The 13553-nt window shown below is 29.6% G+C and carries 12 protein-coding genes; 8 read left to right on the plus strand and 4 right to left on the minus strand.

Translation table 11 applies throughout. The features are described 5' to 3' along the window. Positions 1-6 precede the first annotated feature (6 nt). Positions 7-1041, plus strand: a complete 1035-nt coding sequence (locus ACOQN8_RS05980; protein ID WP_150898085.1) for an AI-2E family transporter — start codon at positions 7-9, stop codon at positions 1039-1041. 7 nt (positions 1042-1048) lie between these two features. On the opposite strand, the gene ACOQN8_RS05985 is transcribed toward ACOQN8_RS05980, so the two are convergent. Both ACOQN8_RS05985 and ACOQN8_RS05990 read right to left on the minus strand, forming a co-directional pair. Further along, the gene (locus ACOQN8_RS05985; RefSeq protein WP_235274484.1) at positions 1049-1561 is read right to left on the minus strand and encodes an acyl-CoA thioesterase; all 513 of its coding nucleotides are present in this window, start codon (positions 1559-1561) and stop codon (positions 1049-1051) included. Positions 1562-1622: 61 nt separating this feature from the next. Then, positions 1623-2522: an HU domain-containing protein gene (locus ACOQN8_RS05990; protein WP_150898083.1), complete on the minus strand. Its 900-nt coding sequence runs from the start codon at positions 2520-2522 to the stop codon at positions 1623-1625. A gap of 95 nt (positions 2523-2617) precedes the next feature. On the opposite strand from ACOQN8_RS05990, the gene dprA reads away from it, so the two are divergent. Further along, on the plus strand, positions 2618-3724 hold the full coding sequence (dprA, locus tag ACOQN8_RS05995; RefSeq protein ID WP_420551996.1) for a DNA-processing protein DprA: 1107 nt from the start codon (positions 2618-2620) through the stop codon (positions 3722-3724). A gap of 32 nt (positions 3725-3756) precedes the next feature. Next, positions 3757-4815, plus strand: a complete 1059-nt coding sequence (locus ACOQN8_RS06000) for a hypothetical protein (RefSeq protein WP_235274487.1) — start codon at positions 3757-3759, stop codon at positions 4813-4815. Positions 4816-4819: 4 nt separating this feature from the next. On the opposite strand, the gene ACOQN8_RS06005 is transcribed toward ACOQN8_RS06000, so the two are convergent. After that, positions 4820-5677, minus strand: coding sequence for a DMT family transporter (locus ACOQN8_RS06005; protein ID WP_150898079.1), 858 nt, complete (start codon positions 5675-5677; stop codon positions 4820-4822). 181 nt (positions 5678-5858) lie between these two features. Here ACOQN8_RS06005 and ACOQN8_RS06010 point away from each other — a divergent pair, with 181 nt between their 5' ends. Together ACOQN8_RS06010 and ACOQN8_RS06015 are read left to right on the plus strand one after the other, a co-directional pair. After that, complete coding sequence (locus ACOQN8_RS06010) at positions 5859-7844, plus strand: tetratricopeptide repeat-containing sensor histidine kinase (RefSeq protein ID WP_420551997.1); 1986 nt, start codon at positions 5859-5861, stop codon at positions 7842-7844. Between the two features lie 3 nt (positions 7845-7847). Continuing rightward, positions 7848-8651 carry a response regulator transcription factor gene (locus ACOQN8_RS06015; protein WP_420551998.1) on the plus strand — a complete coding sequence of 268 codons (804 nt, stop codon included), beginning with the start codon at positions 7848-7850 and terminating at the stop codon, positions 8649-8651. 89 nt (positions 8652-8740) lie between these two features. On the opposite strand, the gene ACOQN8_RS06020 is transcribed toward ACOQN8_RS06015, so the two are convergent. Then, positions 8741-10306 (minus strand): hypothetical protein, encoded by a 1566-nt coding sequence (locus ACOQN8_RS06020; RefSeq protein WP_420551999.1) that lies wholly within the window; start codon positions 10304-10306, stop codon positions 8741-8743. A gap of 172 nt (positions 10307-10478) precedes the next feature. Here ACOQN8_RS06020 and ACOQN8_RS06025 point away from each other — a divergent pair, with 172 nt between their 5' ends. The 3 genes from ACOQN8_RS06025 to ACOQN8_RS06035 all read left to right on the plus strand — a co-directional run bounded on the left by ACOQN8_RS06025 (position 10479) and on the right by ACOQN8_RS06035 (position 13549). Continuing rightward, complete coding sequence (locus ACOQN8_RS06025; RefSeq protein ID WP_420552000.1) at positions 10479-10685, plus strand: hypothetical protein; 207 nt, start codon at positions 10479-10481, stop codon at positions 10683-10685. Between the two features lie 111 nt (positions 10686-10796). Further along, on the plus strand, positions 10797-11489 hold the full coding sequence (locus ACOQN8_RS06030) for a hypothetical protein (RefSeq protein WP_420552001.1): 693 nt from the start codon (positions 10797-10799) through the stop codon (positions 11487-11489). Between the two features lie 89 nt (positions 11490-11578). After that, positions 11579-13549 carry an AAA domain-containing protein gene (locus ACOQN8_RS06035; protein ID WP_420552809.1) on the plus strand — a complete coding sequence of 657 codons (1971 nt, stop codon included), beginning with the start codon at positions 11579-11581 and terminating at the stop codon, positions 13547-13549. Positions 13550-13553: the final 4 nt, after the last annotated feature.

A 13553-nucleotide genomic window follows, 5' to 3' on the forward strand; every position in this document is an offset into this window, starting at 1 on the left:
AAATACATGAAAAACTCAGCTAACTTTATTATTATAACCATAGCATTAATTGCAACATTAGTAATTGGAAAAGGTATCCTAATTCCATTCATTTTTGCTTTAATCTTTTGGTTTTTAACTCGTGAAATACGAAAGACTATTTATAAGATACCTTTTGCTAAAAAGTTTATTCCTTTTTGGTTAAGTAACCTTATAGTTTTCACTTTAATAATTTTAAGCTTTGGATTTATTTCAGGTATTATAACAAACAGTATTTCTGACTTAACTACTTCCTATTCAAAATACGAACCCAATGTTGAGGCAATTATTAAAAAGTTAGATACTTATTTTCATATTGATATAATTAAATCAATTACTTCTGTTTTAGGAGATTTTAATTATGGTTCTGTACTAGGAAATATCGCCAATGGAATAAGTGGTTTACTAGGTGATACTTTTATGATTGTAATCTATGCGTTGTTTATTTTCTTAGAAGAAACTAGCTTTAAAAAGAAACTAGTAAAAATGTTTCAGGGTAAACAAACAAGTTATGATAGCATGCAATCTATGTTATCTAAAATTGAGTTTTCAATTTCAAATTATCTTCGTTTAAAAACGTATGTAAGCTTACTTACTGGAGTTCTAAGTTATATTGTTTTACTAGTAGTAGGGGTAGATAGCGCTCCTTTCTGGGCTTTTTTAATCTTCTTATTAAATTATATTCCAACTATTGGTTCTTTAATAGCTACAGTCTTCCCTGCAATTTTCAGTTTAATACAGTTTGGTGAATTTACTCCTTTTATAATCGTATTAATTGCTGTAGGTACTGTACAGGTAATCGTAGGAAATGTAATTGAGCCTAAGCTATTTGGGAAGTCGTTAAATTTAAGTCCGCTTGTAACAATATTATCGTTAGCTGTGTGGGGAAAAATTTGGGGAATTACAGGTATGATTTTAAGTGTACCAATTACTGTAATTATGATTATTATATTCTCACAGTTTGAGAAAACTAAAACAATCGCCATTTTCTTATCCGAAAACGGCGATTTAGAAGAGGTTTAAGCTCGTTTTATTCAGAAAACAATGCTTTTAACTCAGTTGCATCTTTAGGCGCTAATTTATTCGCTAAAACTAAGCTAAGCTGCTTTCTACGTAAAGCTCCGTCGTAACGTTGCTTTTCTAATTCAGTTTCTGGTTTAATTTGTGCAATAGGTACTGGTTTTCCAGTTTCGTCTACGGCAACAAACGTGTAAATTCCTTCATTTACCTTTGTTTTTTCACCCGATTGACGATCTTCTATCCAAACATCTACATAAACCTCCATTGATGATTTAAAAGCTCTTGAAACCTTCGCTTCTACTGTTACAACACTTCCCACTGGAACTGATTTAGTAAACGCGACATGATTTACGGATGCAGTAACCACAATTCTTCTTGAATGGCGACGAGCTGAGATACTACAAGCTCTATCCATACGTGCTAATAATTCACCTCCAAAAAGGTTATCTAAATAATTTGTTTCACCTGGTAAAACAAGATCGGTAAGTACAGTTAATGACTCTTTTGGCGTTTTAACTCTCATCAATTAAATTTTGATGCAAAGATATACATAAAGCCAAAAAAACGAGTAATTTTAAATGCTATTATTTAGCCAATAACCAAGCGTCTTCGCTTACCTTTTCTTTAATCAATTCTAATGCTTTTCTTGCATCTGATTTGTTACTATAACTAGCAAAAGCAACTTGAGTTAAACCATAGGCATTTTCACCAATGATACTTGCATCATAACCTAAGTCTTTTAACTCTTGTAGTTTATTTTCAGCATTTTCAACTTCTTGAAAAGCACCAGCAATAATATGAAAGTTATTATCTTCAGCTTTTGCTACATTTAAATTGATTGTTGGTAACGGATTATCAATTACAAAAGTTGCAGATTGTATTTTCTTTTGTAAAGATTTCTCTTGGTTTGCTAAAACTTCTTTTTGCTGTTGGTTTTGAACTCCATTCCAACCAACATAAGCAATACCTACAACAGCGGCAGCTACGGCAGCACGCTTTAATAAAATAGGCATTCTTCTTTCTTTTTCCTCAGCAGTAGCCGGTAATGTTTTAACTTCTTCTTTAAATCTTTTTATAGCAGGGCTTTCTACCTCAGCTAAACCAAAAGATTCTGCTAAAAAGTTACTAGAAGTATTAGGTTCAAAAACTACTTGCTTTGCTTCGTTTAAAGATAAAGCACCTACTGAAGCAACAGTAATAGTTTTAGATTCTAACTCCTTTTTCCACTTTGCTACTTCACTAGCTATAAAAGCATTTGCTTTCTCGAAAGAAATGTTTTTGTTAGAAGCTATGTAATTAGCCAATAAACCATCATTGTGTTGCAAATACGAGTTAAAAGTAATTTGTTTCTTAGGTGGTGAAAAGGTATGAGTAAAGTTATTCACTTTAGCACCTATTTTGTTGGTTACAAATCCACCAAAGTTAGGAACAATTACGCAATCGTATCTGTATAATAAATCGTTTATATAGTTGGCTAATGTCATAAAAACAAAGATAGCTTTTTTAGCGTTTCTTGTCAAGGTTCCATCTAAAATTTATCAACAGTTTTTTTGTATATTGATAATCAAAATATTGCTATATGAAAGAAGAAAAATTACTAGCCATTCTTAGGCTACAGGCTACAAAAAACATTGGTAGTGTTTTAGCAAAAAAGCTAATTAGTACTACTGGAGGTGTAGAAAATGTATTTAAAGAACATAAAAACTCACTTCATAAAATTAATGGAATTGGTCCAAATATTACAACACATTTATTGGATACAAAAAACCTAAAAAGAGCAGAGGAGGAGTTAAAATATATACAGCAAAAAAACATTCAATATTTATATTTTTTAGAAGAAGATTACCCTCTTAACTTAAAAAATTCTGTAGATCCCCCCATTCTTATTTTTAAAGATGGAGACATGAATTTGAACAATCAAAAAATTATTTCAATTGTAGGGACTAGAAAGTGTACTTCGTATGGTCGTGATTTTTGTAATCAATTGATTGAAGATTTAAAAACTTATAACCCTATAATAGTTAGTGGTTTTGCTTATGGTGTTGATATATATGCTCATAAAGCAGCCATAAAAAACAACTTACAAACCATAGCTGTTTTAGCACATGGTTTGGAAGATATTTATCCAAAAACTCATAAAAGATATATTTCTCAATTACATAAAAATGGTGGTTTTATTACCGAATTTTGGCATCAGGAAAAACCTCAACGTGAAAACTTTTTAAAGCGTAATCGTATTGTTGCTGGACTTTCTAAAGCCACAATTATTGTAGAATCTGCTGAAAAAGGAGGCTCATTAGTTACTGCTGATATTGCTAATTCTTATAACAGAGATGTTTTTGCTTTACCTGGAAAATACACAGACATTTATAGCAAAGGTTGTAATAACTTAATAAAAAACAATCAAGCACATTTATTAACCTCAGCTGAGGATATTGTAAAAATGCTGAATTGGGATGTTCAACAAACTAAAAAAGTACAGGCTATACAAAAACAATTATTTGTAAGTTTAAATGATACTGAAAAAAGGATTTATGATTACTTGCAGCAACACGGTAAACAGCTCATGGATACTATTGCTATCAACTGCGAAATTCCCATATATCAGCTATCTTCTATATTATTACAAATGGAATTAAAAGATATTATAAAACCTTTACCCGGTAAAATGTTTGAAGTAAGTTAAACTTGATTATTTTTGATTAAAACAGTTTAGAAATGTCATCAGAAGAAAAATTAATGTCTCAAAAAAAGCCTGCTTTTCCAGTAACTGAAGAGCTACATACTTATTTAACTGAGCATAGTAGAAACATTAAAATCCCTATTTTTTATGATGATTTGTTACGGTTTCAAGGATCAGTAGTTGTGTATGATAACAATGATGTTGATACGCTTTGGGTACGTACTTATTATTCTGAATTTGATCGTGAAGAAATTGATTTAAGTCTTAAAAAAGTATACACTATTTTACATTCAAATGGTAATGAAGAAACCATTCCTTTTTTAAATATTGATGCTATAGACTACTGTACCTTTGGTAATTCTAAACCTTTCCGTGTAAAAGTTCGTAATATTTTAAACGATAACTATACGTATTTTTATGTAAAAAAAACCGATGCCTCTCGTATTTATGGGCTTGAATTAGAACATATTTTATCACCTTACAATCTCAACTTTTTAGTGTATAAAGACACGCTAATTGAAGAACATATTGCTGGAATTCCTGGTGATGTTTTTATTAAAGATTTTTTACCAAAATGTACCGAGTCTGAAAAAGCTCAGATAGCTAAAGAGTTTGTCAAGTTTAACGAACGTTGTATGATTCGTTTATTGGGCGATATGCGTTCATATAACTACGTAATTGTGCCTACTCACGATTTTGATCATGTAGTGTATAAAATTCGTGCGATAGATTTTGATCAACAATGTTTTGAAGGAAAATTCAAAGTGTATTATCCTCAATTTTTTAAAGAAAACTTTTCAATGGTAACCTTAGTAGGGCAGAAGCTTCAAGAAACTTCTATTAACCAATACAAAATTGAAGAACGCTCTATTGTTGCTAAACGTATTTTAAGTTCTGAAAGTAGGGTAGACCAACTCGTTTATTGTATGAAAAACGATGTAATTTCAACCGAAAAAAACATTAGCTTGTTAAAACAGCAAATTTTTGATTTTACTAAAGATGTTCATTTTAAAAAGAGCAATAATATGGGAGAAATACTAGATACTGCACTAGAGTTTGTAAAGCGTAATTATGAAAATATGAGAGTAATCTAATCGATTATTTTTTACTTCTAATACTTTCTATAATTACAGTAGCTAAAATTAAACTTCCTCCCAAATAAGTGTTCCATGTGGGAATTTCATTTAAAAATAAAAAAGCTAAAATAATTCCAAAAATAGGTTGCACGCTACTAATGATACTAGCTGTAGACACTGAGAAAAACTGCAACGAATGTACCATTAAACTATGTCCAATAGCTGTAGTTAATAAAGCTAATAATAATAAAAATGGAAATTGACTTTCGAATCCTGATACGTCCATAAAAAACAGAACAGGTACCAAACAAACAGTAATTATTAAGGTTTGAAAAAACATGAGTAATACTCCATCATATTGAGTAACATATTGCTTTAATATTAAGATTCTAATAGAATAACATAGCGCAGATAAAAGCCCAAACAAAACTCCTTGTACATTAGAACTTTCTAAGTTAAAATCGGGCGCAAGAATATAAATTCCTAACAACACCATAATCCCTAAAACAATATATATAGGATTGAACTTAACCTTTAAAAATAAAGGCTCTAAAAAAGCAATCATAACTGGAAATGTGTATAATGATAACATTCCAATAGCAACACTCGATTTTTTTAAAGCATAGAAATAAGTAATCCAATGAATTGCCATAAAAATCCCGCTAATAATAAACGGTATTAAGTGCTTCCTTGATTTAATAGTAACTGTTATTTTCTTATAACGGCAAAACACGTATAAAAACACCATAGCAAAAGCTGATCGAAACCAAACAATTACTTCAGAAGGCATGGCAATATATTTACCTAAAACACCTGAAGTACTGATAAAAAATGTTGCTAATAATAAGCCTGTTAAGTTTTGAATATGATTGTTTTGCATGCTATTAAAATATGCCCGCAAATATAAAAGGATTCCTGATAATTAATTATTAGAAAAATTGTGTTTAAACTGCTCTTTTGGAGTTTATAACCCCTAAAAAATACAATTTAAGGTAAATGACTCAAGGTATAGGGTAATATCTGCATAACGAAGGCTAATTTCATACGCTATTTTTGTAGGTATGAAAACGTATCCCTTCATTTTAATTGGTATTATATTCACCGTTTCTAATTGTTTTTCACAAATTCCAGATAGTTTACGTCATATTTTAGATACTGCTTACACCTATAAAGCAAAAAAAGATATTCAAACTACGATTACTAATTATTACGATTCACATAGAAAAATAGAAGAGGGATTACTTTTTCTAGATTCTATTCAAAAAAACACGAAAAACCAATCACTTATTGCTTGGCAATACTTGTTAAAAGGAAATTTATGGAGTTCATTAAATAAAGTAGATAGTGCTAAAAGTCAATTAAAGAGAGGTATTAAAGTTGCCGAAAAAAATAATGATTTCAGCAATTTAGCTGGTTTAAAAATGAATTTGGCTAATCATTACAAAGAAAATAACCAAACTAAAAAAGCCTTAGAGTTATACAATCAAGCCTTAACTAATTATAGAAAATTAAATGATATTTCTGGAGAGTGTAGAGTGCATATTAACTTGGTAGGTCTTTACCTTGGTCAGAGTAATTTTTTTAAAGCAGAAAATCATATCGATCAATTATTAAAAGCTAATAAAATAGAGCAAAGCCCTTTTTATGCTGCAAGTGCTGCTATGTTCCAAGCAATGATTGATACTTCTGTTGGTAATTATGAGTTAGCTGATAAAAGATATCAAGAAGCTTTTGATCGTTATGGCGATTTGGATAACGTTTATTATCAATTTGTCAGTACTATAAATAGATCCATAAACTTAGGTCATATAGAAAAAAACAAGGAGGCTTTAGACGCTTATAAAAAAGGTTTAGAACTCTTTAAAAACTCAGGTTTTTATTCAGATTGGGAATGGAAACTTATACAGCCTGGATATATTAGGGTATTGTTAAAAAATAACAAGAAAAAGGAAGCCTTAAAAGTTTACAATGATTTTTTGGCCATTGAAAGCCCCGTTAAGAAAACTTACGATTATAATATTGCTAGTATTCACGCACACATGGCTAAAATTAAGGGTAAAACGAATAGTGCTATTAAACAGTTTGAAGCTCTTAAAAAAGAAAAGGGAATGGCCGATTTAAAAATTGCCAATTACAAAGCTTTAGAAAACTTATATGTAGCTAATAAAAACTGGGAACAAGCTTATAATTTGCAAAGCCTTCGCATTCATTTAAAAGACTCAGTAGCTAATGAAACTGTAAAACGTAAAACAGCTTATACTTCACAAAAAATAGGACTTGCTCAAAAGGAAAAAGAGAATTTAGAGCTAGAACTTCAAAAGGAAAAACAAGAAATTTTATTAGCAAATCAGAGCAAAAAAAATCGATTATTAATCTGGATAATCAGTACTATTTTAATTGTATTAACAATAATTTTTTGGTTGTTGATTAAAAGTAACCGTCAGCAAAAACTAATCATTGCTTTACAAAAAGAAATGCATCATCGCATTAAAAATAACTTAGGAATTATTGATGCATTTTTAGAGGTAGCTAAAGAAGAATTTGATGAGACTCATTTTGAATCTAAACTATCAGAAATTCAACAAAAAATAAATGGTATATATGAGGTACACAATCACTTATATCAAACAGAAAATGGATTAAAAATTCCAGCTCGTCGTTATGTAAATCAATTGATTGACAAGTTGCAAGATACTTTTCCAGATGAAACAGTAACTATTGAAAATGAAGTGAGTGAAAACTTACAGTTAAAAGCTGAAACCTCTTTTTGTTTAGGTTTAATTGTCAACGAATTTTTAACAAATGCAATTAAACACGCCTTTCCAAATCAACACAAAGGAGCCGTTTGGGTTCAACTTACACAAAACAAAAATGAAGGTATATTAGAATTAAAAGACAATGGAATTGGATTTAGTTCTGATTTTAATATAGATACTACAACTTCTTTTGGTTTACGAACCATTCAACTGTTAAGTCGTCAATTAAATGGTAACTTCCAAATTATGGAACATCAAGGTGTTCGTATGCAAATTAAATTCCCTTTATAATTTATGAAAGCAACTATTTTTATTGTAGAAGATGAAGCTATATTATACGAGCGTTTACGTAGATTATTATTAAAAGAAGGGTATGCAGTAAGTGATTATTTACCAAGTGTTGAAGATGCTAAAAAAGCACTTACTAAACAATTGCCTGACTTGGTTTTATTAGATATTGATTTGCAAGGAACAGAAACAGGCATAGATTTAGGAAAATACTTATCTGACCATTATTCAATTCCTTTTATTTATTTAACTAGTTTACAGGATAATCAAACTTTTTATCAAGGATTAGCAACGCATCATGATGCATTTATGCTAAAAACAAAGCCTCGATTAGATTCTAGAGAAATTATAAGAACTATTCAAACCGTACTTGCTAAAAAAAATACCAAGCAAACAATGCCTAAAAAAGGGGTTATGGGGTTAGTAGATTACTTAGAAGAATTGAAACAATACACCGATTCTCAAATTACCAAAGTTCCTGTTCCATATTCAGATATAGCTTTCTTTTCTAAAAAAGCTTTTTTAAATGAAAACGATGAACCTGAAGCTGTTCGTGAAAATTATATATGGTTTCAAACTCATCAAAAAGAATATTACTTTCTAAAAACCTCCTTACGTTCATTACAATCTCAATTACCCTCTAATTTTTGTAGAATTAATGAAGGAACTATAGTAAATCTATCACCTAATTTTTACAATGGAAACATTTTAGGTGATAAAATAGTAATAGGCAAAACTACTTTTGTTATTGGGGCTACTTATAAAAACAACTTAAGAAACCAGATCAATCGATTTTATTTAGTAGAATAATATAAAGACTGCTTTAAAGTCTATAATTTCTAACTAGTAGTTTTATAATACTTTAAGAGCAGTCTTCCCTTACTTATGTTTTAAGTATTTTACAAGTCTAAAAGTCTATATACACCTCCTATAGCTGCTGTATTAGCATACCAAGTAGTTTGATATTTACTTCCATTATATCGTTGTTTATATGTTTTGCGGAATTTATAAGGCAACCCATTTCTTTTACTTTTAAAAGCTACTGTAGCAACTACATAACGATATAGTATTACGCCTGTAAGACTGTTACGAGCTATTCCATAACTATCAGATTCTACCTTTACTCCAATAACCTTTGAACCATCTTTTTGTTCCACTTTTTTAATCCCAGCTTTAATACTAGCACTCTTATTTAGGCCTCCTGTTTTAACAGTTGTCCACTTATACCCAGACTTCATTGGACCAAGGATATTAATTGTAAATTCTCCCTCAAAAACTGGTGCTTCTGGCTTATAATCAATGTTCTTTTTTGAAGCTTCCCATAACTCTTCGTTTTTATAACGATTCTTTTCAAAATAAGCTTGAACTTGTAACTCTGGATCTTGGAAATTTATTGATGTATTTACCGTAGCTACAATTTTAATTTTGTGTTTACCTCTTGGTAATTTTCTCATTATTTCAATAAAATCCTCTGAAGTATAACCTCCGTCTCTTTTTTTAGTATGCCAAGAAGCGTAATACGATAAAGGTTCCACAAATTTTTCGTTCATTCCTTCAAAGTTTAAACGAAGCTCTGGAGTATAGTGTTTTTTTCCATCTATGTATATAGATATATTGTAATTATCGGCAGATAATAGTAAATCTTTATATAACTCTTTTTGAACATTTTTAGGTTTAAAGTACATGTTTCGAATAGCCTTTCCTAAATATGCTGCCATATAAATCTCATCATTAGAAGTAAAATAATTAGTTGTTTTGGTAGTACTTGGAGCATCCTTAACAATATTTGATTTTGAAAAAACTATTTTTCCAATATTCTTTTTATGAAAATCTGAAACTATTTTTTCCTCTTCTTTATAAGGTCTTTCCTTAGTTAACATCTTAAATTCATCGTAAGCCTTTTGTACATAGGCTAAAGAATCAGCAACTCCTTGTTCCTTTTTTGCTTGAAGTTCATCTTCATATTGTTTTTGTTTCAATGCTTCATTTTCGGCTGTTTTACCTTCTAATTCTTCTTTAATATTATTGATTGTTTTATGGTAAAATGGTAGCATAAACCATGCAGGAGCAGCTTCCTGTATGCCTTGTACTCCAGGTTCTAATCGAGATATACGAGCTTTTAAAAACCCTTGATATTTAGAAAAACCTTTGGCTTCCCATTTCGATTTATCTCTTAGATATAATGAGATTAGCTGATCTACTTTATTAATTCTACTTACAGCACCAGAATTACGTACTTGTTCTTTATAAGGTTTTGATTTTATTAGCTTAGGATAGGTACTAAAATCGGCATCAAAAAAAGACGCTAAGAGTTGTTTAGTGTCTGTTACTTTTTGAGTGTTTTTAGAAATAGCTTTAGACGTTTTTTTAAATCGTTTACTGAGCTTTCCAAACTGGGCATTTACATGGTTCGTTTGAAGTAAAAAAACGAATAATAATGTGGATAGATACTGAGTTGTTTTCATGATTTTATTTCATTGTTTTTCACGAAAGTAGCGTAGAAATTGCGTCAAAAAAATGACCTAGTGGAAATGTGGATTATACCGGTGAAAATCTAGTTGTTACTGATGAAAATCTAATCCTCTTTTTAGAGATTTTAAAATACTTTTAACTCAGAAATTTTAATTTATTAATCTTATGTTTTCAGGATTTTTTTTATTGGGTTTTGCAGCCTTATTTTGGTTTCAGATAGCAAAAGATACTTCAGAAAAATCAAGTACAAGATTTATATGGTTTTTTAAAAAAGTATTTGGTGTTAAAGGCTATGTGTATACAGCAAAAGCAATGGCCTTATTTATGCTTTATGCTTCTTTGGTTAATTTTTATAAGTACTTTTTTGGATAGAGGGGAAATTTAATTATGTATTAAGGGGAAGAAAATAAGAGTAGTGTTTTAATAAATACTACTCTTTTTATTATTTATAGATTTCTTAAGTTAGCTGTTCTTAAAAAAACTATGATAACGAACTATATTTCTTATTTTCATAAGTGCTATTTGGCCGATAATAAAGAAACAGGAATTTTGAATTTCTTTTCTAGTAAATATGAAAATCAATTTATTATTAAAACAGAAGAAGAACTTGTTAATAATAAATATCCTTTACAATTTATTCCAGCCAAACAAGCGGTTGAAAGTTTACAAACATTAGAACTTTTTAAAAACGATAAAGAGCTTTGGTATGCTAGTATTTTTTGCATAGGAAAACGCAATAATTTTAAAAAGAAAACTACTTCAATAGTAGCTCCTTTGTTTATTTATAAAACAACTATTGAAGAAAAAGACAATGATCATTTTATAAGAATTGACCATGAATCTAGGCAATTGAATATTGCTTTTTGTAAAAGCTTAGTATATAAGACTTCTTTTGATGACTTTTTTACAGAAATAGAAACGCTTTTAGAACAACAACCGTTTATTACTTTTGGATTTATTAGTCAATTACAAAGAGTTATTGAAAAGCATATTACAAACTTAATTTTTGATACTGATTTTTTATTATTTCCTAAATTAAAGAATCAAACTTATCTGAAAAAACAATTACAAAGTACAAAAGATATTGAGCAATATAAGGGTATAGCAAGTGCTGGACTTTTTATTTCAAGTCGTGCAAATAATGTTAATTCTGTTGTAAATGAACTTGAATCCTAAAAAGTAACCCTGATTATTCAAAAGGTTTACAAGCTTTTTTCTCTTCAGAAATAGAAGAAAATTTATTTACAGCAAACCAGCCTATTAAGATTCCATTACTTTTAAATTCGGCACAAGAGCGTATAGTCCAAAATGCTTCTAATTATGATAAATCGGTCATTTTTGGACCTCCAGGAACAGGGAAAACATATACTATCAATGCCATTGCTCAAGATTATGTAAGCAAAGGTAAAAGTGTATTGATTGTTACTAAAACTGCTCAAGCACTACAGGTAGTTTCTGACAAATTAATGAATTCTAAAATTGGTGATTTTTCAATAAAAGTAGGAGGAAACTACTACAAAAGAACCTTGTTAGCCAAACTTAGAAAAATTATAAATGGTACTTATTATAGTCACAATCATGAAAAACAAGCACATTTAGCAACGGTTAAGCAAGACTTTCATTACCAAGCTTTAAAAGATCTTGAAAATGATTTTATAGAAAAAACTAATAAAGAAATTGAACGTATGGAAAAATATCTTTCAGATAGTTTTATCCAACGTACCTTAACTAAAATTGATATCAATTTTATTCGTTCTTTTGAAACTGATGAATGGAAAATTATTGAGAAATATTTTAAAACATTATCTCTTTTTGAACAAAGATCAAATGAAGCTTTATTAAAAAACCTCATCTCTAAAATCATATGGTATTCTAATAAAGAAATGCAGAAGTTAATTGCGCTTTCTAATGTATTTCAAACCAATGAAAAATCGTTAATTAACAAACAATTACAAAGTTTAAATGCTAAACCTTTAACACATTTTTTACCTGTTTGGTTAGTTAAAATTGATGAAATTGCAACTAGTCTTCCATTGCAAAAAGAATTATTTGACATTGCTATTGTTGATGAAGCTACACAGTGCGATATTGCCTCTTGTTTACCAGTATTTCAACGCGCTAAAAAGGTAGTTGTAGCAGGGGATACGAATCAATTACGTCATATTAGTTTCTTATCCAAAACTCAAATGCATCGTTTTCAGCAACAAGAAAACATTACTGATACCATACGATATGATTACCGAAAAAAGAGTTTGTTAGATTTTACACTGGAACTAACCGCTAAAGGAAACCAAATTGTCTTACTTGATGAGCATTATCGTTCGTTACCCGATATTATTCATTTTAGTAACCATTCTTTTTATGGAGAAGCTTTACGTGTTATGACACAAACTCCTTCAAACAGAAATAAAAAAGCTGTTTTTGTACATAAAACATCAGGTACACAAGACAATAAAGGTGTTAACAATGAAGAAGTCATAAGAATAATAAAACACATTCAAAAAATAGTAAACAATGAGTCTGAAATCCATAAAAATCTAGCTACTAGTATCGGTGTATTATCTCCTTTCAGACATCAAACTGACTATTTAACCAAGCTTATTAAAGAAACTTTTGAATTAAGAACAATCAAAAAACATCAAATAAAACTTGGTACTCCGTATCATTTTCAAGGAGAAGAACGCGATGTTATGTTATTATCTATGACCGTTAGTAATCAATCTCATTTTGCTAGTTTAAATTATTTAAACAAAGAAGATGTATTTAATGTTGCGATTACACGAGCTCGAAATGAACAACATATTTTTTATTCGATAGATCCTAAAGAACTTCATGAAAAATCGCAATTAAGACATTATTTAAGCTCTTTTGAGAAACAAATTTCTGAACAGACTACCACTTTAAAAATTGAAGAAGATATCTTCAGTAAAGAAGTACAAGCCTTTTTAAAGTCATTTAACGCAACTATTCATGTTGGATATGTCATTGCAGGTTTAAGTATAGATTTATTGCTAGAAAAGGATAAAAAGTACCTTGGTATTGATTTAATAGGGTATCCTGGTAGTTTTATTCATGCTTTTGATATTGAAAGATACCGTATTTTACACAGGGTAGGGATACAAATAATCCCTATTTCTTATGTCTCATGGAAATATAGAAGAGATGAAGTACTAAGGTTTTTAATAAAAATTATTAAAGATAAATTACCTCAGCAAAAAAACTTGGTAAGTAACTAGAATT

The organism is Tenacibaculum aiptasiae (assembly GCF_965221665.1).
In the GTDB taxonomy this organism is placed as follows: domain Bacteria; phylum Bacteroidota; class Bacteroidia; order Flavobacteriales; family Flavobacteriaceae; genus Polaribacter; species Polaribacter aiptasiae.

Coding starts and splice junctions, on each gene's coding strand:
- ACOQN8_RS05980 (WP_150898085.1), top strand. CDS start 7: ATGAAAAACTCAGCTAACTTTATTATTATAACCATAGCATTAATTGCA.
- ACOQN8_RS05985 (WP_235274484.1), bottom strand. CDS start 1,561: ATGAGAGTTAAAACGCCAAAAGAGTCATTAACTGTACTTACCGATCTT.
- ACOQN8_RS05990 (WP_150898083.1), bottom strand. CDS start 2,522: ATGACATTAGCCAACTATATAAACGATTTATTATACAGATACGATTGC.
- dprA (WP_420551996.1), top strand. CDS start 2,618: ATGAAAGAAGAAAAATTACTAGCCATTCTTAGGCTACAGGCTACAAAA.
- ACOQN8_RS06000 (WP_235274487.1), top strand. CDS start 3,757: ATGTCATCAGAAGAAAAATTAATGTCTCAAAAAAAGCCTGCTTTTCCA.
- ACOQN8_RS06005 (WP_150898079.1), bottom strand. CDS start 5,677: ATGCAAAACAATCATATTCAAAACTTAACAGGCTTATTATTAGCAACA.
- ACOQN8_RS06010 (WP_420551997.1), top strand. CDS start 5,859: ATGAAAACGTATCCCTTCATTTTAATTGGTATTATATTCACCGTTTCT.
- ACOQN8_RS06015 (WP_420551998.1), top strand. CDS start 7,848: ATGAAAGCAACTATTTTTATTGTAGAAGATGAAGCTATATTATACGAG.
- ACOQN8_RS06020 (WP_420551999.1), bottom strand. CDS start 10,306: ATGAAAACAACTCAGTATCTATCCACATTATTATTCGTTTTTTTACTT.
- ACOQN8_RS06025 (WP_420552000.1), top strand. CDS start 10,479: ATGTTTTCAGGATTTTTTTTATTGGGTTTTGCAGCCTTATTTTGGTTT.
- ACOQN8_RS06030 (WP_420552001.1), top strand. CDS start 10,797: ATGATAACGAACTATATTTCTTATTTTCATAAGTGCTATTTGGCCGAT.